Annotated in this window: 20 protein-coding genes and 1 tRNA gene; 12 read left to right on the top strand and 9 right to left on the bottom strand. The window is 60.0% G+C overall.

Going from position 1 to position 20,807, the window contains the following annotated elements; genetic code table 11:
- Nucleotides 1-34 precede the first annotated feature (34 nt).
- The 4 genes from ACR0IR_RS09505 to ACR0IR_RS09490 all read left to right on the top strand — a co-directional run bounded on the left by ACR0IR_RS09505 (nt 35) and on the right by ACR0IR_RS09490 (nt 4,573).
- Nucleotides 35-415 (top strand): response regulator transcription factor, encoded by a 381-nt coding sequence (locus ACR0IR_RS09505; RefSeq protein ID WP_093962675.1) that lies wholly within the window; start codon nt 35-37, stop codon nt 413-415.
- Entirely contained in the window at nt 412-732 is a 321-nt protein-coding gene (locus ACR0IR_RS09500) for a hypothetical protein (RefSeq protein ID WP_170363007.1), read from the top strand. Before ACR0IR_RS09505 ends, ACR0IR_RS09500 begins: the two co-directional genes overlap by 4 nt.
- On the top strand, nt 720-3,398 hold the full coding sequence (locus tag ACR0IR_RS09495; RefSeq protein ID WP_170363008.1) for a sensor histidine kinase: 2,679 nt from the start codon (nt 720-722) through the stop codon (nt 3,396-3,398). The genes ACR0IR_RS09500 and ACR0IR_RS09495 overlap by 13 nt, the downstream gene beginning before the upstream one ends.
- Nucleotides 3,399-3,475: 77 nt before the next feature.
- Nucleotides 3,476-4,573, top strand: coding sequence for a FliM/FliN family flagellar motor C-terminal domain-containing protein (locus tag ACR0IR_RS09490; protein ID WP_170363009.1), 1,098 nt, complete (start codon nt 3,476-3,478; stop codon nt 4,571-4,573).
- 9 nt (nt 4,574-4,582) lie between these two features.
- Here ACR0IR_RS09490 and ACR0IR_RS09485 read toward each other — a convergent pair whose 3' ends face one another.
- Entirely contained in the window at nt 4,583-5,014 is a 432-nt protein-coding gene (locus ACR0IR_RS09485; RefSeq protein ID WP_170363010.1) for a protein tyrosine phosphatase family protein, read from the bottom strand.
- A gap of 269 nt (nt 5,015-5,283) precedes the next feature.
- Here ACR0IR_RS09485 and ACR0IR_RS09480 point away from each other — a divergent pair, with 269 nt between their 5' ends.
- On the top strand, nt 5,284-5,499 hold the full coding sequence (locus ACR0IR_RS09480; protein WP_170337604.1) for a hypothetical protein: 216 nt from the start codon (nt 5,284-5,286) through the stop codon (nt 5,497-5,499).
- 9 nt (nt 5,500-5,508) lie between these two features.
- Here ACR0IR_RS09480 and ACR0IR_RS09475 read toward each other — a convergent pair whose 3' ends face one another.
- Nucleotides 5,509-5,727 (bottom strand): hypothetical protein, encoded by a 219-nt coding sequence (locus ACR0IR_RS09475; protein WP_170339991.1) that lies wholly within the window; start codon nt 5,725-5,727, stop codon nt 5,509-5,511.
- A gap of 165 nt (nt 5,728-5,892) precedes the next feature.
- Here ACR0IR_RS09475 and ACR0IR_RS09470 point away from each other — a divergent pair, with 165 nt between their 5' ends.
- Complete coding sequence (locus tag ACR0IR_RS09470) at nt 5,893-6,159, top strand: DUF2312 domain-containing protein (RefSeq protein WP_093962669.1); 267 nt, start codon at nt 5,893-5,895, stop codon at nt 6,157-6,159.
- Nucleotides 6,160-6,183: 24 nt separating this feature from the next.
- On the opposite strand, the gene ACR0IR_RS09465 is transcribed toward ACR0IR_RS09470, so the two are convergent.
- The gene (locus ACR0IR_RS09465; RefSeq protein ID WP_367647640.1) at nt 6,184-6,957 is read right to left on the bottom strand and encodes a hypothetical protein; all 774 of its coding nucleotides are present in this window, start codon (nt 6,955-6,957) and stop codon (nt 6,184-6,186) included.
- Nucleotides 6,958-7,490: 533 nt separating this feature from the next.
- Here ACR0IR_RS09465 and ACR0IR_RS09460 point away from each other — a divergent pair.
- A tRNA-Thr gene (locus ACR0IR_RS09460) sits at nt 7,491-7,566 on the top strand.
- Between the two features lie 138 nt (nt 7,567-7,704).
- Here the strand turns inward: ACR0IR_RS09460 and ACR0IR_RS09455 are convergent.
- Nucleotides 7,705-8,559, bottom strand: a complete 855-nt coding sequence (locus ACR0IR_RS09455; protein ID WP_367647641.1) for a LysR family transcriptional regulator — start codon at nt 8,557-8,559, stop codon at nt 7,705-7,707.
- Nucleotides 8,560-8,710: 151 nt separating this feature from the next.
- Here ACR0IR_RS09455 and ACR0IR_RS09450 point away from each other — a divergent pair, with 151 nt between their 5' ends.
- Genes ACR0IR_RS09450 through ACR0IR_RS09430 form a run of 5 tightly spaced genes read left to right on the top strand, consistent with a single transcriptional unit; the run spans nt 8,711 to nt 14,429 of the window.
- Nucleotides 8,711-10,123, top strand: coding sequence for an aldehyde dehydrogenase family protein (locus tag ACR0IR_RS09450; protein WP_170363847.1), 1,413 nt, complete (start codon nt 8,711-8,713; stop codon nt 10,121-10,123).
- Nucleotides 10,123-11,100 (top strand): membrane dipeptidase, encoded by a 978-nt coding sequence (locus tag ACR0IR_RS09445; protein ID WP_170363013.1) that lies wholly within the window; start codon nt 10,123-10,125, stop codon nt 11,098-11,100. The genes ACR0IR_RS09450 and ACR0IR_RS09445 overlap by 1 nt, the downstream gene beginning before the upstream one ends.
- 44 nt (nt 11,101-11,144) lie before the next feature.
- The gene (locus ACR0IR_RS09440) at nt 11,145-12,782 is read left to right on the top strand and encodes a hypothetical protein (RefSeq protein WP_170363014.1); all 1,638 of its coding nucleotides are present in this window, start codon (nt 11,145-11,147) and stop codon (nt 12,780-12,782) included.
- Nucleotides 12,779-13,408 (top strand): DUF3726 domain-containing protein, encoded by a 630-nt coding sequence (locus ACR0IR_RS09435; protein ID WP_170363015.1) that lies wholly within the window; start codon nt 12,779-12,781, stop codon nt 13,406-13,408. The genes ACR0IR_RS09440 and ACR0IR_RS09435 overlap by 4 nt, the downstream gene beginning before the upstream one ends.
- A gap of 10 nt (nt 13,409-13,418) precedes the next feature.
- On the top strand, nt 13,419-14,429 hold the full coding sequence (locus ACR0IR_RS09430; RefSeq protein ID WP_170363016.1) for an Ldh family oxidoreductase: 1,011 nt from the start codon (nt 13,419-13,421) through the stop codon (nt 14,427-14,429).
- Nucleotides 14,430-14,481: 52 nt separating this feature from the next.
- Here ACR0IR_RS09430 and ACR0IR_RS09425 read toward each other — a convergent pair whose 3' ends face one another.
- The 5 genes from ACR0IR_RS09425 to ACR0IR_RS09405 all read right to left on the bottom strand — a co-directional run bounded on the left by ACR0IR_RS09425 (nt 14,482) and on the right by ACR0IR_RS09405 (nt 20,774).
- Nucleotides 14,482-15,702, bottom strand: coding sequence for an aminopeptidase P family protein (locus ACR0IR_RS09425; protein WP_170363017.1), 1,221 nt, complete (start codon nt 15,700-15,702; stop codon nt 14,482-14,484).
- 163 nt (nt 15,703-15,865) lie between these two features.
- On the bottom strand, nt 15,866-17,077 hold the full coding sequence (locus ACR0IR_RS09420; RefSeq protein ID WP_093962661.1) for an ABC transporter permease: 1,212 nt from the start codon (nt 17,075-17,077) through the stop codon (nt 15,866-15,868).
- A 5-nt stretch (nt 17,078-17,082) separates the two neighbouring features.
- Nucleotides 17,083-18,357, bottom strand: coding sequence for an ABC transporter permease (locus ACR0IR_RS09415; RefSeq protein ID WP_170363018.1), 1,275 nt, complete (start codon nt 18,355-18,357; stop codon nt 17,083-17,085).
- Between the two features lie 73 nt (nt 18,358-18,430).
- Complete coding sequence (locus ACR0IR_RS09410) at nt 18,431-19,522, bottom strand: extracellular solute-binding protein (protein ID WP_093962659.1); 1,092 nt, start codon at nt 19,520-19,522, stop codon at nt 18,431-18,433.
- Nucleotides 19,523-19,625: 103 nt separating this feature from the next.
- Nucleotides 19,626-20,774, bottom strand: coding sequence for an ABC transporter ATP-binding protein (locus ACR0IR_RS09405; RefSeq protein ID WP_174819681.1), 1,149 nt, complete (start codon nt 20,772-20,774; stop codon nt 19,626-19,628).
- Between the last annotated feature and the right edge of the window lie 33 nt (nt 20,775-20,807).

Here is a 20,807-nt window from a genome sequence, read left to right as displayed (position 1 = left end):
GAGGTGCGACCGGTCTTGGGGAGGAAGTGAACATATGAGCCGCAAGGTTCTGTTGATCGAGGATGAACCGAACATCACGGAGGCAATCAGGTTTCTGCTGACCCGCGAAGGGTGGCAGGTCGAAACCCATGCCGAAGGTGAAAACGCGGTTCAAACGATATTGTCTGCGCAGCCTGATCTGGTCATTCTGGATGTGATGCTGCCCGGCAAGAGCGGTATGGATGTTCTGCGCGAATTGCGTGAGCACGAGGAGATGCGCGCCTTGCCTGTTCTGATGCTGACCGCTCGCGGTCAGTCGCGAGACCGCGAGATGGCTGAAAAGGCAGGCGTCAGCCGGTTTATGACGAAACCGTTCTCGAATACCGAAGTGCTGACGGCTGTGCGTGATTTGCACGCGCAGGCGTCACAGTCATGACCACACCGGAAAACGAGCCAGCCCGCCCGACAGGCCCGCGTCCGTCGGTGTTTTTGGAACGGCAGAGTTACCGCCGCCGCAGGCTGGCCGATGCGGCCCGAATGCTGCCCTTTGTTGGCGCGGGCCTGATCTGCATCCCGCTGCTTTGGCCGGATCCGGGTCCGGAAAACTCTGGCGTCCCGTTGTCGTCGGCCATTCTTTATATCTTTACATGCTGGGCCGCCCTGATCGTGTTTAGCCTTCTGTTCGGCTTTGCCGCCCGGCGGATGTCGTCCTCGGAAGGGTCCACGGCAGAGAGTGAGCAATGGCCACGCTGAACGTCCTGATCCTTGTTTGCCTGGGCTACGTCGTGCTTTTGTTCGGCGTTGCGTTTGCAGCCGATCGAATGGCCGCCGCGGGGCGAGGCAAATGGCTGCGGTCACCGTTGATCTACACGCTGTCTTTGTCGATCTACTGCACCGCCTGGACCTTCTATGGCGCAGTTGGCAATGCGGCCCGGTCCGGTCTGGAATTCGTGACGATCTACCTCGGGCCGACCTTGGTGATGATCAGCTGGTGGTGGGGGCTGCGCAAGCTGGTGCGGGTGGGTCGCAGCCAGAGGGTAACATCGGTCGCCGACTTGATCTCATCGCGTTATGGCAAGTCGAACACCTTGGCCATCTGTGTGACCATCCTCGCCGTGCTGGGGGGCACACCCTATATCGCACTGCAACTTCAATCGATTACGCTGTCTTTCTCGATTTTCGCCGAGGCCGATCCTTCGGGCCTTTATCGCGAGGGCGCCAGCGTATTCTGGGTGGCCGCTGGTCTGGCCGTGTTTGCCATTCTGTTCGGCACCCGGAACCTGGATGCCAATGAACGGCACCATGGCGTAGTGACCGCCATCGCGTTGGAATCCGTCGTCAAACTGTTCGCTCTGTTGGCGGTGGGCATCTTTGTCGTCTGGGGGGTGGCCGGAGGCGTCACGCCCATGATGGAGCGAATCGACGCGTCGGAAATCGGGCGTTGGAACGTCGATACCGGACGTTGGATGGCCATTACCTTCCTGTCGGCGGCTGCTTTTGTCTGCTTGCCGCGAATGTTTCAGGTCATGGTCGTCGAGAATGACGACGAGAGCCACCTGAGAACGGCGGCCTGGGCTTTCCCGCTCTACCTTCTTTTGATGAGCCTTTTCGTGGTTCCCATTGCGGTCGTCGGGCTGGATCTGCTGCCGGCCGGGTCAAATCCGGACCTTTTCGTGCTGACGGTTCCTCTGTCACAGGGAAATGACTGGCTGGCGATGCTGTCCTTCATCGGCGGTTTTTCGTCGGCCACGTCGATGGTCATCGTGACGGCGATGGCCCTGTCGACCATGGTCTCGAACCACGTCGTGATGCCGATCTGGCTGAATACGCGCGAGAACGCCAGTTCCATGTCAGGCGATGTGCGAAACGTGGTGCTGATGGCGCGCCGGGTTTCGATTGCCGCCATCATGGCCTTGGGGTTCTTCTACTATCGTATGTCCGGTGGCGGCGCCGCGCTGGCCTCGATCGGCCTGGTGGCATTTGCAGGCGTGTCGCAGATCCTGCCGGCGCTGGTTGGCGGCCTGTTCTGGCGCGGGGCGACACGGACAGGTGCCCTTGTTGGGCTGAGCGTGGGGTTCTTCCTTTGGATCTACACGCTGTTGCTGCCTGGAATGGGCGGCAGTGTCATGTCCGCCTCGGTCATCGAAAACGGTCCTTTCGGACTGGGGTGGCTGCGTCCTCAGGCGTTGTTCGGCCTTGACGGTTTGGACCCGATGACCCACACGGTGCTGTGGTCGCTGTCACTGAACACATTGGCCTTTTGCCTCGCGTCACTTCTGAGCTTTCCCAGCCCGCTTGAACGGTTGCAGGGGGCGCAGTTCGTCAATGTATTTGATCATTCTGTCGCGCCCGGGGGGTGGACGGGATCCGTTGCCCAGAGCGAAGACCTGATGATCATGACCCAACGGATCCTCGGGGCCGGTCCCGCTCAGGATTTCTTTCAGGCCGAGGCGGAAAAGCAGGGCGTGCGCGGGCGCTGGCCAGAACCTACGCCGGGTTTTCTGGAACGGCTGGAACGCGAATTGAGCGGCTCGGTCGGCGCGGCCACGGCTCATGCCATGATCGGGCAGATCGTCGGAGGTTCGTCCGTTTCGGTCGAGGATCTGTTGGCGGTGGCCGACGAATCCGCGCAATTGCTGGAATACTCCAGCCAGCTTGAGGCGAAGTCGGCCGAACTGAGCCGTACGGCCCGCAAACTGCGCGAGGCCAACGAAAAACTGACCCAGATATCGCGTCAGAAAGATGCCTTCCTGGGGCAGGTCAGCCACGAGTTGCGCACTCCGATGACGTCCATTCGTGCCTTTTCGGAGATCATGCGGGACACTGACGGGCTGAGCGCTGAGGATTCTCGGCGTTATGCGACAATCATCCATGACGAAGCGCTGCGCCTGACGCGGCTGCTGGATGACCTGTTGGACCTGAGCGTTCTGGAAAACGGTCAGGTCAGCTTGAATATGGGTGATGCCAGCTTGCGGACGGTTCTGGATCGGGCCGTGTCAACGACTATGGCCGGGGCAGACAGCCCTTTGACCATTCTCCGCAATCTGTCTGCCGAGCGCATCGCGTTGCATTCCGATCTGGATCGCCTGGGGCAGGTCTTCATCAATCTGATTTCGAACGCACAGAAGTACTGTGACGCGCCCGAGCCGGTCCTGACGATTTCAGCCCATGATGTCGGCGGCCAGGCGGTGATCGACTTTGTCGACAACGGCAGCGGTATCCCGCCGGACGCCCAGTCGATGGTCTTTGAGAAATTCGCGCGGGTCGGATTTGACAAGGCGGGCGGTGCAGGTCTTGGACTGGCTATTTGCCGTGAGATCATGCACCGGCTTGGGGGAGAAATCACCTATCTGCCCGGGCAGGGCGGCGCAGCGTTCCGCGTGAGCCTGCCATTGCCTCACCGGCAGGCCGCTCAGTAGCGGGCAAGTAAAGGTATTCGTAACGAACAATGGGCTAGACCAGTAGCGAGCAGAATCGAAACTGGCGGACCGTTGCGATGTCAAAGACTGTCAGCGCGGCCTTGGCGCGCAAATTGTCGGCAGGACAAGAGGGGGCGGGTAGCAAATCCCGGGCGCTGCTGCGGGCATTGCGCCTTGCGATTGCCCGCGCCGCGGTCGAACGTTTCAAGCTATCAGCATCCGTCATTGGCGCGAAACAGGCCAGAAGATGCCAGGAAGTCGTCACGAGCGGGCTGGAAGATGGTCAGTTGTTTCTGCTGTTCGCGACCAAAGAGGGCAGGGTAGCCAGTGTTGTCTTGGACGTCGGTTTGGTCTCGGCGGTCATCCAGAAGCAGACAATGGGCGAAGTATTCCCGGACCTGCCCCAGCCTCGCGCCCTCACCGACACCGATGCGGCAATGGTGGTCCCGTTGGTCGAGGACATGCTGGAACGGGCCCGGAAACTGGTCGATGATCAAAGCGATGCAGCCCGCCTGAACGGATATGAGTTCGCTTCACGGGCGGTCGATCGGCGGACGCTTTCTTTGGCACTGGTCGAGGACGGGTATGATGCGTTCGAATTCACGGTTGAACTCGAGGGCGGTGTACGGCAGGGAACGGTCCTCATCCTGCTGCCGGAAATTTCGGTGGCCGAGGGGCGGGACGGGCACGCAGATTTGGAACCGCTCAAGACACTGTCGCAAGCCGCAGGCGTGGTTCGGGCCGAACTCAACGCGGTGATTTGTCGGATGCATCTCCCGCTGACAACTCTGTCGAAGCTGGGCATCGGGGATCTGCTGCCACTTGCGGGCGCGCGACTTGATCGGATCGACATTGCCGCGATTGATCGGACCCAGGCCACTACGGGACGTCTGGGCCAATGTGGCGGTCAACGGGCCGTGCGGATCAACGAGTTACTGCAGCCACCCGTCCCAACACGACCCGAAGCGCAGAGCTTTGTTGAGCACAAGCGAAGGGACGCGCCGGCTGAAATAGCAGATGTTGATTTGTCGCGTCAGGACGCCGTTGCCCAAGACCGATCGCATGCGCAATCCGCAGTGGGTGAAGACTTCGCGCAAGCAAGCACCGACCGCCTCGCGTCCGAAATATCCGAATTGGCGGGTCTACCTGCTCCTGCGGAACGACCCAACGACTGACGTATGAAATCAGGTGTTCGCCGCCCGCATCTGCAGCAATGCCGGGCGCAAACCGTCCAGCGCGTAGCCCGCCTTTGCCGTGGCTTCGAGTATTTCATCAGGGCTCATTGTGTCGCACTGCCCAAGGGCCCAAACGACGGAACAGCGGGTGCCCGAGGCACAGTAGGCAAGAACCGGGCCTTCGCAAGACTCGGCAAGGTCGCGCTGCCGTGCCACGTTCTCGGGCGTCATGGTTTGGTGCGTCAGTTCAAGCACCTCAAACTCGAGACCCGCATCCCGCACGGCCTGGCCGATTACCTCGGATTGCATGGCGGCAGGCACTTCGACATTCGGCCGGTTGCAGATGACCTTGACGAAGCCGGCGGCAACGATGGCGGGTACATCCTCGACCGTGATCTGCGGCGAGACGAAATAGCGGGGCGTGATCTGTCGAATCTCCATGCCGATTTCTTAGGTCGCAGAGTCAGCCCTGTCCAGTTCCACGGCGTGACCGTTCTTGCGCAATGCATTTTCTTCCACGGCGACTTTTGCGGATTGATGTCTGTCAAGGCAGTTTGGTCGAAATCAGGTTAATATTCGATCGACTCGCGGCCCAGTGCCGGCTGCCGGATAGCGCGCAGGCGATTTTTTGCTGGGTTTGGGCGGGTCCTGTGTTGGTCTCAATCCTGTTACCTATATCAGGCAGGATGGCAGCATTTGGGAGGATGGCCATGACCACGAACGAGCTTTATTTCGAAGCCGAGCGGCTGGAGCGGAAACTGCACGGGGCAAATCTCGAGACCCGGCTGGCACTGCAGCCCAGCGTCACCAAGGTAATTGAACGCATGCGCGCTCAAGGCATGAGCGTACCATCGCGCTTTCGACGGCTGGACGCTGCCTTGATCGAAGATGCGGTTGAAGCCCAGTTCGACAATATGCCGATTTGACGCCGGCGGTCAGCCGAACGATATGCCAAGAATAACCAGCATCAGTCCTATGACGGACAGAAACAGCGCACCCATGTTCCAAGGCAGCACCCGCTGAACGGCAGCCCGCAATTCGTCGTCAGTCAAGCCTGACCGACGAGCCTTCATCACGCGCAGAATGCACCAGACCAATCCTGCCAGCCCGGCCAATGACAGGCTGGCGCCTCCCCAGATGAACACGTCGAACATTGCGCCCCGCATCGTTCTGTTTCGCTGCCGATGCGCTTAGCGGATCGTTGCCGGCGGCACAAGGCAAGCAGCCCCATTGTTCGCTTGCGGCGGACCCGCCGGCACGGTATCCGACATGTTGCCCGTGACCCCGGCTAAAGAGATTTCCACTTGGGAGAGACGCATATGGAAGACATGACCGAAGACCAGGCCGCTGCGAACTACCGCGTGACCGCAGGCGAGCTGCGCCAGTTCATCGAACGGTTCGAACGTCTGGAGGCCGAAAAGAAAGACATCGCTGACCAGCAGAAAGAAGTGATGGCTGAGGCCAAGGCACGTGGCTACGACACCAAGGTGATGCGCAAGGTTATCGCGCTGCGCAAGCGTGACAAAGACGATATCGCCGAAGAAGAAGCAGTGTTGGAAATGTACAAGGAAGCCCTCGGCATGTAAGCCTCGGGCCTTCTGAGGCTTCGGTCAGCGCCCCAGAAACCGCACGCCCGGCATTTTCTTGAGCCGTTCCAGATCCTGTGTGTAAAGCTCGGAAAACGCCGCGTGGATTTCGGCGCTCCACCCGGGGAAGTCCAGTTCCTCCTCGATCCTGTCCGGCAGGGCGTGCTGCGAAAAGACGGCGGCGAGGCGGTCTTGCAGGAGGGCCGGGTCCGTGTGCCCGACCTGTTGGATCTCTTCAATCTCCCGCTTGCCGTCTGCGTCAACCAGCGAGGACAGCAGCGAAAACTCCTCGGTCAGCGGTATGTCGGCGCTCAGACCGCACAGGCTGCGGATGATGTCTCCCCAGATCAACGGGCACTCCTCATTGGCCCAGACCGTAATGGAAACGGCGGGGGCAAGATCGTGAATATCCTCGATAAGGGTCAGCCAACTCAGACAACTCAGGTCCGTTGACGCTAGAATGCTCTCGCGGGTTTCGTCCGGCAATGCCATCAATACCTTGGGTATGAAGCTGCCCGGATTCTGCAGCCCGATAAACAATTCGACCTCGTGTCCTTCGAAAGCCTGATCCAGCAAAGCCAGCCGACGACCTGCATAGGGGTAGAATTGGCCGTCCTTTATGGCGCTGTTCAGTTCTCCGATGAAGTCCGCAGTGCTCATGACCACCCGGCCGGTTTCCGGATCATCAGGAATTTGGGCTTTCAAACGCTCGAAGGCATCTGGGGTCAGCTTGCCTTCGTCCAGCGCATTCAGCGGCGTCTTGAATGCCTTCCGGAACCGACGCGGACCAAACAGCACAATGCCGTTTTCTTGCAATACACTGGCATTCGCCTGAAGCGATTTGAGCAGGAGCCCCCCGTCTGAAAAAACCACACCGGAGTGAATGGCCACATGCATGCCGACCGCTGTCCTTGCTCTTCGATTGAATACGTTTCGGGGTTACAGGTTGAACGATAGACAGTCAAACCTGCCATTCTTTCGCCATGATAAAGATTGCCTGAGAACGTCGAAACTTGATTGTGGTCAACAGGACGGCGCCAGAAACGACTGGGTCGAATTGCTTCGCAACCGTCGTTGCCGCGTAACCATCTGTGGCGTCTGTGTTGCAGATAATCGAGGCGATTTTATGTGGCGCCGATTTTCCGCATGTTGTTGCACAATTCCGTCGCAAACCCGCTTGCCTTTATTGAGGCTTTCACCTAATCACAGCGCCATCGGCTCAATGGGATTACATGTGTTTCGATAGGCATGTAATCACAGTGGGTTGAAAAGGTAGGAGTGGTTGCCCGTTCTTGCCTTTGCCTGCAAAGGTATCTGAAAGCGTAATGCTTGCCCCTATAGCTCAGCTGGTAGAGCAACTGATTTGTAATCAGTAGGTCCGCGGTTCGAGTCCGTGTGGGGGCACCATCTTCTCCGAAAACGCAAAAAAGCTTGTCCTTGTCTGAGCGGCTTTCCGGCGGTGCGGTACGTTGTTTTCTATCCATCGTATTTATTATACCTACCCCGCTCGCTTGGGTGCGCTTGGCAGGGTTGTTCTCTGGGGTCTCAATTGCGAGGCCAATTCAGGATATGGCTGCGACACTCTTCTGCCACTTCTGGGAACTGTGTTCGCTCGCGGGTGTACAGATAGACATCACGAACGTCCGACAAATCCTCGATCGGACGGAAGGCAGTGTTTTCCGGCAAAAACCGTGCGACCGTTTCAGGCAGTATGGTCACCCACCGCCCGGTTGCGACCATGGCGATCAACGAGTGGGTGTTGTGCACTGTGATCGCGGACCCTGCGATTACGTCTTCGAAACCCGGATTTTCAATGAGTTGGCACAGCGAGTTGTGCACGAATCCCTTCGCCGCGACTTGGTTCAGCGTTGGTGGCTCGTGCGCGGTGATCAAGGCGTGATCGGCGGCGGCCACAAGCCCGAATCTGTCCTGAAACAGGGGCTCGGCCCGTATTCCGTTCAACGGGTGATGGCCCGACGCAATCCCTACATCTGCCCGCCCCTCGGCGAGGCTGTCCAAAACCTGTCGGGTGTCGGTATCCCTCAGCTCGATCTTCAGGCCGGGAAAGGTGCTGGACAGGTGGTCAAGCAGCGATGGAAACAGCAGTGCTGCCACCGAAGGGACGGAAACGATCCGGATCAGCCCTTGGGACGCCTTGGCCAGGGCTTCAATGCTTTGGACCGTGTCGTCAAATTGGCGCACCTGATTTTGGGCGAGGGCAAAGACTTCCGACCCCAGAGGCGACAGCTGGTTCTTTCGCTCACCCAGAAACAAGCGTTTGCCGAGGTGTTCTTCAAACTGTTTCAAGGTCATCGAGACCGCAGACTGAGTGCGACCCAGACGGCTTGCGGCTTCGGCAAGATTTCCGGACTGGGCGACTGTGCAAAAGCAGCGGAGCATTTCCAGTTTCAAAGTCAAATTTTAGATTTCCTGAAGTTCATTAAATTTGTTTGAGTTTGCCTGATGTCTGTGCAGAGGTCTATTCTGTTCGTGAAACGTACCGGACCCGAGGCCCCCTGTGACACAATTGAACCTGATTGCCGGCGAGTGGATGGCCGGCGACACCGCGATCGAGAACCGCAACCCCTCTGATCTGACGGATGTGATTGGCCTGTTCGCCCAGGCAAGCGCCGATCAGCTGTCCGCGACCCTTGATCGTGCACGTAACGCGCAGCTGGAATGGGCGGCCTATGGGTTGGAACGCAAGCAGGCGGTTCTGATGAGTATCGGGACCGAGTTGATGTCCCGCGCTGAAGAGTTGGGGCGGTTGTTGTCGCGAGAAGAGGGCAAGCCGTTTGCCGAGGGCAAGGGCGAAGTTTACCGCGCGGGGCAGTTCTTTACGTATTACGCGGCGGAATGCCTGCGCCAGATTGGTGAAAACGCGGACAGCGTACGTGAAGGCGTCGAAATCGACGTGCGCCGCGAACCGGTCGGGGTTGTCGGGGTAATCTCTCCTTGGAATTTCCCGACAGCTACGGCCGCTTGGAAGATCGCACCGGCCTTGTGTTATGGGAACGCCGTGGTGTGGAAGCCGGCCAACCTGACCCCCGCCTCCGCCGTGGCGTTGACCGAGATCATCGCGCGTCAGGACATTCCCAAGGGTCTTTTCAGTTTGGTCATGGGGTCAGGCGGCGCAATCGGACAAAGACTGGTTGAAAGCTCCCAGGTGGATGCGATCTCGTTCACCGGGTCGGTGCCCGTCGGAAAGGGCATTGCCGCAGCAGCCATCCAGAACCTGACCAAGGTGCAGATGGAGATGGGCTCCAAAAACGCGTTGGCCGTGATGGATGACGCGGATCTGGATCTGGCGGTGTCACTTGCGTTGGGCGGAGCTTTTGGCGGCACCGGGCAGAAATGCACCGCCTCTTCGCGGTTGGTGGTCCACGCCGCGATCCACGACGCCTTTGTCGAGAAGCTTGTCGCCGGCGCCAAGGCACTGAAGGTTGGGCATGCCCTGGAGGAAGGCACGCAGATGGGCCCCGTTGTCAGCGAACAGCAACTGCAAGAGAACCTGGCCTATGTCGAACTTGGCCAATCCGAAGGCGCCGAGCTGGCGTGCGGCGGGCAACGGCTGGAGCTGCAGCATGACGGGTATTACATGTCGCCCGGCGTGTTCGTGAACACGAACAACACTATGCGGATCAATAGGGAAGAGATGTTTGCCCCGCTGACCAGCGTGCTCAAGGTCGACAGCTATGATGAGGCTTTGGCGATCGTGAATGACACGAATTTCGGCCTGACATCGGGCATCGTAACCCAGAATCTTGCGCGCGCGACGCATTTCCGGCGTCATGCAAGAACCGGTGTCGTGACCGTCAATTTGCCCACCGCAGGTACTGATTATCACGTTCCTTTCGGTGGCCGGGGCGACAGCTCGTATGGACCGCGCGAACAAGGCAAAGCGGCCGCCGAGTTCTACACCACTGTCAAAACCGCCTATATCAGCGCCGGGACCCCGATCTGATGCGGATTGACGGCCTGCAATACGCCAACTGGTCGGAAAAGATCTTTCGGCAATTGCGGGAAGGGGGCGTGGATGCCATCCACGTCACCGTCGCCTACCACGAGAATTTTCGTGAAACGGTTCAGAACCTCGAGAAATGGAACCGATGGTTCGAGTTGTTCCCGGACCTGATCATGAAGGGACGATCGGCCAGCGACATCGACTCCGCGCGTGACACTGGGCGTACGGCCGTTTTCTTTGGTTTCCAGAACCCATCACCCATGGAAGATGACATTGGGCTGATTGAAATACTGTACGATCTCGGTGCCCGGTTCATGCAGTTGACCTACAACAACCAATCCCTGCTAGCGACCGGCTGCTACGAGGCTGAAGACACCGGTATCACCCGGATGGGGCGGCAGGTGATCAAGGAGATGAACCGCGTGGGATTGGTCATCGACATGAGCCATTCGGCCGACCGCTCCACGATTGAGGCAGCCGACCTTTCCACGCGTCCGATCGCCATCACCCACGCCAATCCGCATGACTGGGCGCCCGCCCTGCGCAACAAGCGTGACCCCGTCATCCGCGCCGTGACGGAAAGAGGTGGGATGCTCGGGTTTTCGGTCTACCCTCATCACCTGAAGGACAAGTCCGACTGCTCGCTGGATAGCTTTTGCACCATGATTGCCCGAACGGCCGAAAAATACGGAACACAGCATCTCGGGATCGGAACCGACCTGTGCCAGGACCAACCCGACAGCGTTGTCGAGTGGATGCGTGTGGGTCGCTGGACCAAGGAAATCGATTTCGGCGAAGGATCGTCTGCGAACCCGGGCTTTCCGCCGATGCCAAATTGGTTCAGGGACAATCGTGACTTTGGCAAGATCGAGGCCGGCCTTGTCGCGGTTGGGATGACTCCGACCGAAGTCGCCGGGATCATGGGGCAGAACTGGTACCGCTTCTTTGCGGACAACTTCGGACCGGTCCAGAATTGACTGGACCGGGGCCGAATATCGCACGCCGGGATCCGGCAACCGTTATGCGGCTCAGCCGGCTCGGGTCTTTGCACCAGTGCAGGCTCAGCTTCATGCGCGTTCTAACTCGCCGCCTGGCACGCGACAACTGGCGGTTTTCCACGCCGGTGTTCGATATTGACGAGGCAGGTGTCGGACGGGCCGTCTATGTCGCCCAGGGACCCGAGCGCGCGTATTCTCTGGTGGCCTTCGCCCATGATCTTCCACCAGAAAAACGGTCGGACCGGGTGATCGCGGATGCCTGGGACGCGACCTTCACCCTATTTGACGGAATCCCTTCCGAAGCCGACCTTGACCGGCTTTCCCGCAATGTTCCGCTGCAGGAGGCCGGCCGGATCAGCGAAACCGAACTGTCGCTATCCCGGGCCAATCGCTCGGTCCGATTGTGGACGCATCTAGTCGAAGCCCTGGCCGATGGTCGACAGCCGGATCTGGAGCAGATCCAAAAGGTTGGCTACCTGATGCGAACCACGGCCGTGTACGGATCGGGTAAATTCGGGGCCGCGGACCGGGAAAACATTGCAAACCGTCCGGAAACCGAGGGGCCGTTTCAGGCCGAGATGCTGTCGGTTTTCCTCACCCGCGCCTTCGTGCGGGACCTGGTCGAACACATGGCGCGTGCCAAAGGGGGAAGCAAGGCGGTCAGGATGTCTTCTGATATCGCGCGCCGCTTGGGCATTGGCAATTCCACGGGGCTGGGCATGGCGCCCTTCCTGATCAATCATCCAGTCCTGCTGAACAACTGGATCATGGCGCGCGAGGAGGCAATCGCCCGAGTTCGAGCCGTGGAAACCGCGACCCAAGAAGAAATCAGTGTGTTCCGGTCGGTGTTTGATCGCTGCCAAGTGTCGATTGGCCAATGGCATTCGGAACATCCGATACAAGAGCGGAAACTGTCTGCTCTGAAAGCGGACCTCGGGGTGATCGCGGACTTTCTCCGCCATGACGATCTTACGGGCCGAAGACCTTGGAACCGTCTGGTGGAGTGGTCGGAAACTGTGCTGAGCGAGGAGGGGCAGGAGTTGCTTCTTTCCCTGATCCTCGAACCCTATTCAGACTTGGTGGACGGTTTGTCAGGATGCATGGCGGATTCAAGCCCGCATCTGTACGAGATTGACGGTGCCATGCCGCTGGCCGATGTGCGGCAAGCGATCCGCGACAGTTTCGGTTGGGCGTTGGATCTGGACTGGGGCGCACGGGAAGCCTGCGCAAGGGTCTGGTATGTATCGGAAGAAAAGCTGGAACCCAGACTGGGTGAGCGCTTTGACGAGCCGGTGGCCGAGTACGAACAACCGCTTGCCCCGGCACGGGATGCGGCAGCGGCATATTCGGCAATGGCCGATTGGGACACAGCCGCGACCACCGCGGAATTTCTTCTGCGCCACCCTGAACATCGCCACACGATCCGCCGGGCGCAGATCAGCCGCAAGGCCCCCTACAGCGAGATCCGAGACAACACGATTGGTGCATCAGTTCTGCCGATCGACATGCTCCGCGCCAAACTTTCCTTTTTCGGCGCGACGCATTTCGATCCCCGCTCGGACCGTTGGGTCCGTATCTGCATGTATTCAGGCGCGCCGTACCCCGAGGATCTTTCGCCCGAAAATGCCGATTTCTGGGTTTATCCGGAGGTGCCGGTATGAACCTGTCGCTGAACGAGGTCGAAGGACTGGCAAAACGCGCGGCACGTGGGGCGGGTCATCACTGGGGGCCGGCCGAGGACGCCGCCAAGGCGACGCGCTGGCTGTGTCGTCAAGGTTTTGACGGTGCAGCCGCCTTGTCAGCAGTCCTGCGCCAGGAATTTGCGCTTCGGTTTGATGCACACACGCCGCAGGGCCTCGGGGTGAATTGGCGGGCGAATGGGCAGATGTGCCCGTTGGGGGCGGGGATGCTGCTGTCAGATTGTTCGGAACATCTGGGCCGCGGGTCGATCGTTCTGCATGACGTGGCGGTTCCACTGTTTCTCGTGCCGTTCGCTGGCAACGCTGCACGCCGATTGCAAACCAATGTGACCATCGTCTGCGATGAACTCAGCGCCACGACGGATGGGGAGGCCGTGGACGCTCCGGATCTTTGGCCGGAAAGCGCCGCAAAGGTCACCGTAAGGATCGGCGGTACACCTGAAAAACTGCGCGCCACGCAGACGCGCGCCCTGCCGGCGCCTGCGGCTCTGGCTTTTTTGAACACGCTGGCTCAACGCACCTATGCCCCCGCAACCGAGGAATCTCGTAGGTTGGGTGCCGGTGCTGGTTTGTCCGATAATGACTGAGGAGGCCGAGATGCCAGAAACCCGAACGTTGTCCCTTGCCGAAATCGAGGATCTGTCGCTGCGCGCTCTGATGGCGGCCGGCACGTCCGAGGACAATGCCCGGCCATTGGCGGTTGCGACCGCCGCGACCGAGGCGGATGGGGTGGCCAGTCACGGGCTGGCCTACATCCCGATCTATTGCGAGCACGTACAGTTTGGCAAGGTAGACGGGCGAGCACAGCCGGTGATATCCGCCCCAAAACCGGGCGTGGTGGTCGTTGATGCGGCCACCGGTTTCGCGCACCCGGCGATCGACTTGGGGTTCGACGCGTTGATCCCGGCCGCACGCGAGCAGGGAATAGCTGCGCTGGCCATCCGCAACAGTTACAACTGTGGTGTGCTGGGGTATCACACCTATCGCTTGGCTCAGGCGGGCCTTGTTGGTCTGGGGTTCACCAATGCACCTGCATCTATTGCGCCGTCGGGTGGTTCACGGCCCGTCGTGGGCACAAACCCGTTTTCGCTGGCCGTTCCGGGTGCTGATGGGCAACCTGCCGTCTTGATCGACCAAAGCGCCAGCACGATCGCAAAAAGCGAGGTCATGAAGCACGCCCGCGAGGGAAAGCCGATTCCAGTCGGTTGGGCGCTGGACCCTGATGGCAACCCGACAACTGACCCCGCCGTGGGCCTCAAGGGCTCGATGGCGCCTTCGGGCGGCTACAAGGGCGTGGGTGTCGCACTTCTGACAGAAGTGATGGCCGCCGCATTGACCGGGGCCACTTTGGGCATCCATGCTTCACCCTTTTCCGGAACTGTGGGCGGTCCGCCAAAGACCGGTCAGTTCTTCATTGCCATCGACCCCGGCGCTACGGCCGGGTCGGAGTTTGCTGCCAGTATCGCGGAACTTGTCGAGGCGATCCGGTATCAGGAAGGAGCGCGTCTGCCCGGCGATGGTCGGCGCGCCAAGCGCCTGCAGGCCAACCAAGACGGGGTTGGTGTCAGCGTCGCGACGCTGGACAAAATCCACGCCATCCTGGCCTGACACCCGTTTCAGGCGGAAACAGGGGCAAGGCCGATGCCTCGCCCCCTCTGCATCACGCATTGATGATGTTGTGTTCCGGTCCGTACGGAAAGCCGGTGATATTCTCGGCCCCATCCTCGCCTACGACCAGAATGTCGTGCTCGCGATAGCCGCCTGCGCCGGGTTGACCTTCGGGTATCCACAGCATCGGCTCGATGGACACGACCATGCCCGGCTCGAGCATCGTGTCGATGTCCTCGCGCAGTTCAAGACCGGCCTCGCGGCCGTAATAGTGGCTGAGGATGCCGAAGGAGTGCCCATACCCGAACGAGCGGTATTGCAGCAGGCCCTGATCGGCGAAGAACCGGTTGATCTCGGCGGTGATGCCGGAACAGGTCGCGCCGGGTTTGATCAGGCTCAGCCCCAGCTCGTGGGCGGCGACATTGGCCTGCCACAGGCGTAGGCTGTCGGCGTCGGGCTCGCCCAAGAACAGGGTGCGTTCCAGCGCGGTGTAATAGCCCGAGATCATCGGGAATGTGTTGAGCGACAGGATATCGCCTTTCTGCAAGGTCCGCTTGGTGACCGGGTTGTGTGCGCCGTCGGTGTTCAGGCCCGACTGGAACCAGACCCAGGTGTCGCGGTACTCGGCGTCGGGATAGGCGCGGGCGATCTCGATCTCCATCGCATCGCGGCCGGCCATGGCGATCTCGATCTCGGTGGCACCTTCACGGATCGCGGCATGGATGGCCGCGCCGCCCACGTCCGCCGTACGTGCGCCGCCTTTGATCAACTCGATCTCTTCGGCCGATTTCACCATCCGCGCGGCCATCGTGTCGGGGGCGATGTCCACAAGCTCGGGCTGGTTCAGCATGGACAGGGCCGTGTCGCGCGCAGCCAGCGTCATGTGGTCGCTTTCGATGCCGATCCGGCGGGCAGTCCCGATAAGGCTGGCTACGGCGCGCCAGTAGTTGTCGCGCTTCCAGTCGGTGTAGATCACGTTGTCTTCGACCGACCGGCGCCAGGGCTGGCCCGCGTCGATATTGGCTGACACGGTGGTGCAAGCGTCCTGCGTCACCACGCAGCCATAGGGCCGGCCGAAGGCGCAGTACAGAAAGCCCGAGTAATAGGCGATGTTCTGCATTGACGTCAGCAGAACGACCGGGATGTCCCGCTGCGCCATGATGGCGCGCAGTTTGGCCAGCCGCCGGTCGTACTCGGCCCGGCTGAAGGGCAGGGGCGCCTTGTCACCGTTGTGGCAGGTGAAGAATTCGGGGCGATTTGAAAGGTCTGACATGTGCTCTCTCGTTTCTTTGCCGGACGTGCAAAGCCCGGCCACTTGTCCCGGCGTACAGGACAGGCGGTCTCGGGGTCCGAGAGCCGATCACCCCCTTGGGTGCTGCGACGCCATCGCAGCAGAGGGTGAACAAGGAAATCGTTAGATCAGGCCACGCCGCCGGTCAAGCCGGCGTCAGCCCGCGCAGACGTTCCGACCGCCGCCGCAGCAGCTCGACCGTGGTCAGCAGGGCGATCGAGATGACGACGAGGATCGTGGCTACGGCCAGGATGGTCGGGCTGATCTGCTCGCGCAGGCCGGTGAACATCTGCCACGGCAGCGTCTTTTGGCTGGCCGATCCGACGAAAAGCACCACGACCACCTCATCGAACGAGGTGATGAAGGCGAACAGCCCACCCGAGATCACGCCCGGCAGGATCAGGGGCATCTGGATCTTGAAGAAGGTCCGTACCGGGCCCGCGCCCATGTTCGCGGCGGCCCGCGTCAGCGAGCGGTCAAAGCCTACGAGGGTGGCGGTCACGGTGATGATGACGAAGGGAATGCCCAGGACTGCGTGGGCCAGGATTACCTTGAGGTAGCCCACAAAGGTCTTGTTCATGCCCAAAGTGCCTTCAAGGAAGCGGCCGATGTCGCTGTAGAAGAAGAACATGCCCGTCGCCGAGATGATCAGCGGCACGATCATCGGAGAAATCAGGATCCCCATGATGGCGCGCCGCCCGGGCACATGCGATTGGCTGAGACCGATGGCCGCCAGCGTTCCCAGCGTTACCGATATGATCGTGGCGATGGGCGCGATGATCAGCGAGTTCTTGAAGCTGCGCTGCCATTCGTTGTTTGTGAAGAAATCCTGGTAATGCTTCAGCGAATACCCTTCGGGGTCCAGCCGCAGCATCTCGGGTGTAAAGGTAAAGAAGTCCTGCGCGTTGAACGACAGCGGAAGAACCACCAGAATCGGCGTGATCAGGAAAACGAAGATCGCGCCGCAGATCACCCGGAACAGGTAGTGATAGAACACCTGCTGCGCCGTCAGATAAGGCAGTAGCTTGCGGCGGTATCGGCCCTCGTACAGCCAGAATGTGAACCATGCAAAAAACCAGCCGCCCAAGAAGCCGAGCACACCGCCCATCGGCCCTGAAACCGCGAAGCCGACGGCCGCAAAGCCGATAATGTTGATCCAGTAGGCAAGTCTCTCGTTCTTGAGGACCGAGATGTAGATCCAGGCCAAAAGGGCCGTCAGCGCCGCGCCGCCGATCATTCCCAGGGGGACCGAGCCGTTTCCGGCGCCGACAAACATGCCGGCAAACGCGCCGGCCAGTGCGACGCTGGGAAGGACCATGGATAGGGGCTTGCGCGAAATTGGTGTCAGTGCGGCCATGTCGGTTACCCCAGCTTCACGTTATCGATGCCCACGATCTTGTCGTAGACCCAGTAGAGGATCAGAACCACTGCCAGCAGGATCGTCCCCAATGCTGCAGCCAGGCCCCAGTTCAACGACGACGATATGTGATAGGCAATCCGGTTCGAGATGAAGACACCCTTGGTGCCGCCCACGATTTCGGGCGTGATGTAGTAGCCGATTGCCAGAATGAACACGAGGATCGAGCCCGCCCCAATGCCCGGGATGGATTGCGGGAAGTAGATCCGCCAGAACGTGGTCCAGTTCGTCGCGCCCATGGATTTGGCCGCGCGGGTGTAGGATGGCGGGATCGTCTGCATCACCGAATACATCGGCAGGATCATGAACGGCAGCAGGATATGCGTCATGGCAATGATCGTGCCGATCTGGTTGTTGATGATGATCAGCCGGGCGTCATCTGCGACCAGCCCGAGCCAGACGAGGGTATCGTTTATGACGCCCTGCTGCTGCAGCATGACCTTCCATGCGGATGTCCGCACCAGAAGTGACGTCCAGAAGGGCAGCAGAACCAAAATCATCAGCAGGTTCGACACGCGCATTGGCAGGGTCGCCAGCAGGTAGCTGACCGGATAGGCCAGCAGGATGCAGGCCCCGGTGATTACCAGCGACATGAACAACGTACGCCCGAACAGCTTGATAAGAATCTGCTTGTCTTCCGGCTGAGCCTGAGCACCTTCCGGGGTGCGCCGCATGTCGATTGCGTTCAGGAAGTAACCGTTGGTGATCGGAACCGCATGGGTTTTGATCACGCGCCACGTCTGCGGGTCCCCCCAGCCGTCGTGGATCTCGATCAGCTTTTCCTTGAACGGACCGTCGGTTTCAGGATCCAACCGTTTGATCTTGCGGCCTGACTGGCGGAACAGCGAAGACATTCCGGTTTCTTCGTAGTTCAGACGCGTGCCAAGCCGGGTGTGTTCCTTGTTTTCGATCGCGACCACCATGTCGCGAACGAAGGCATAATAGACGTCCTCGCCCGGCAATTCGCCGCTGGTTTCATCCCAGTTGTCCAGCGCTTCGACCGTCAGGGGCAGGGTTTCCGAGACAATTCCGTTTTCGACTGACCGAAACAGCATCGATGCAATCGGTACGAGGAAGGAAAACAGCACGAACAGAAGCAAAGGCGCGATCAGCATAAGCGCGCGCAGTTTCTGACGTCGCAATGAACGCGCCAGCGATTGCTTGAGCGGCGTCCCGTCCGCTGCCAGCATGGGTCCTGCGGTTTGGCTTGCGTCAGTCATCAGTGCCTCTTGGTTGTTCCCGGGTCAGATGGCGGCGCACCGCCACCTGACGTTTCTTCAGAGATTCAAGCGCTTATTGCGCCAACCACGCCTGGAATTTGGCGTCGATGTCATCGCGGTAGTCAGCCCAGAACTCGTAGTTGTAGAGGAACGTGTTCTTGGCGTTTTCCGGATCGGTCGGCATGTGCGGAGCCATGTCGATTCCCAGTTCGGCATGCTTGCCGACCAGCGGAGCAGACGAAGCGCGAGCCGGGCCGTACGAGATGTACTTGGCCTGATCCGCCAGGCGCTGGGTGTCGGTCGCGAACATGATGTAGTCCAGCGCGCGTTGCTTGCGCTCTTCGCTCAGACCGGCGGGAATGATCCAGCCGTCCAGATCGAAGACCTGCGCGTCCCACAGCATGGCGACGGGCTGCTTCTGCTCTTCGATGACGCTGAACAGGCGGCCATTGTAGGTCGAGCCCATGACGACTTCGCCGTCAGCCAGCAGCTGGGGCGTATCGGCGCCGGCGGACCACCAGACGACGCTGTCCTTGATGGTGTCCAGCTTCTTCAGAGCACGGTCCTGGCCTTCGTCGGTTGCCAGAACGTCATACACTTCGTCCTTCGGGACGCCGTCGCACAGCAGGGCCCATTCCATGTTGTTGATCGGGCGCTTTTCCAGCGACCGCTTGCCGGGATAGGTCTCCAGGTCGAAGACCGCGCAGATGTCGGTCGGCGGGTTGTCCCCGACCATGTCGGTCCGATACCCAAAGGTGGTCGAATACACGATCTGAGGGATGAAGCATTCGCTGACCAGCAGATCGCCGAAGTCTTCCGAAGCCGGAGTGCCGTCCGGCGCGGGCGCCAGCTGCGTATCCGGGTCGATTTCCATCGCCAGACCTTCGTCACACAGACGGATCGCGTCCGCGGCAACCACGTCGACGACATCCCATGTGATGTTGCCCGCCTCGTTCATGGCGCGCAGTTTGGCCACGGCCTCGGCCGAGCTGTCATCGTTCAGGATGGTGACGCCGGTCTTTTCCGAATAGGGCTCGTGATAGGCCTTGAGCTGCGACTTGGAATAGGCGCCGCCCCAGGACACGATCGTCATTTCTTCGGCGGAAACTCCGCCTGCTGCAGTTGCCAGTGCAACAGCTGTCAGCATTGTGGTGGTACGTTTCATATGTAGCTCCCAGTTTTTCCCGTTTTATGATTTGTCGACCAACGCACGGGTTTTCGTCGGTCGGTTCTTTCGGCTTGGGGGCGGATTGCGAAGCCGGGCGCGCCTAGGCGTCCAGAGCGCGGCAATCCTGCGCCAGCCATCCGATCTCGATCTCCTGACCCGGTGTCAGCCTGACGGCGTCAGGGGCATTCCGGGTCTTGACGATGAATTCATCATTGCCGGCCACCGACATGCGGAACCTGAATACATCGCCCATGTAGATGAATTCCTTGACCACAGCCTTGAGCGTATGCGCTTCGGGGCTGAGGCGATCCTTGTTGAATTCCACGCGCTCGGGCCGGATCGAGACCTTGGTCCGTTCCCCCGGTTGGCTCACGTTGATCGGAACCGCGTCGATCTCGGAGCCATCGTCCAGCGTGACGACGCATTTCCCGCCATCTACGGATTTAAGAACGCCTTCCAGCGTGTTGTTCTCACCGATGAACTGCGCAACGAAACTGTTCTCCGGTTCTTCATAAAGCTGGTCCGGCGGTGCAAGCTGCTGGATCCGGCCATCGTCAAAGACCGCTACGCGATCCGACATGGTCAGCGCTTCGGTCTGGTCGTGGGTCACATAGACGGTCGTGATCCCCAATTCATGGGCCAGACGCGTGATTTCAAACTGCATGTGCTCGCGCAGCTGTTTGTCCAATGCGCCCAGCGGTTCGTCCATCAGAACCAATTCGGGTTCGAAGACCAGCGCGCGGGCCAAGGCGATACGCTGTTGTTGTCCGCCCGACAGCTGCGCAGGTCGGCGGCTGCCGAAGGCACCCATCTGCACCATGTCGAGGGCGCGCTGGACCTTTTCTTCGCGCTCGGACTTGCCGATTTTTCGGACTTCCAGCGGAAAGGCGAGGTTCTCGGCCACCGTCATGTGCGGGAACAGGGCATAGTTCTGGAACACCATCCCGATGCCACGCTTGTGCGGCGGAATGTTGTTGATCGGTCGCCCATCCAACAGAATTTCGCCATGCGTCGCAGTTTCGAATCCGGCCAGCATCATCAGGCAAGTGGTCTTGCCAGATCCCGATGGGCCCAACATTGTCAGAAACTCGCCCTTTGGCATCGCGAGGTTAAGGTCTTTGACGACAAGATTTTCGCCGTCATACGATTTTTGAACGCGTTGAAATTCGACAAACGCGGCGTCGCTAGAAGTGCCGGTCACAAGACCCCCTGTTGCGTCAATTCTTGATCCGGTTGGTCCGGATTTCATTGATCCCTGAGCACATTAAAGACGCAGCAATGT

The organism is Ruegeria sp. CF2 (assembly GCF_056537385.1).
Note: the sequence above shows the minus strand (reverse complement) of the source record. Positions and strands in the feature narration are given on the sequence as shown.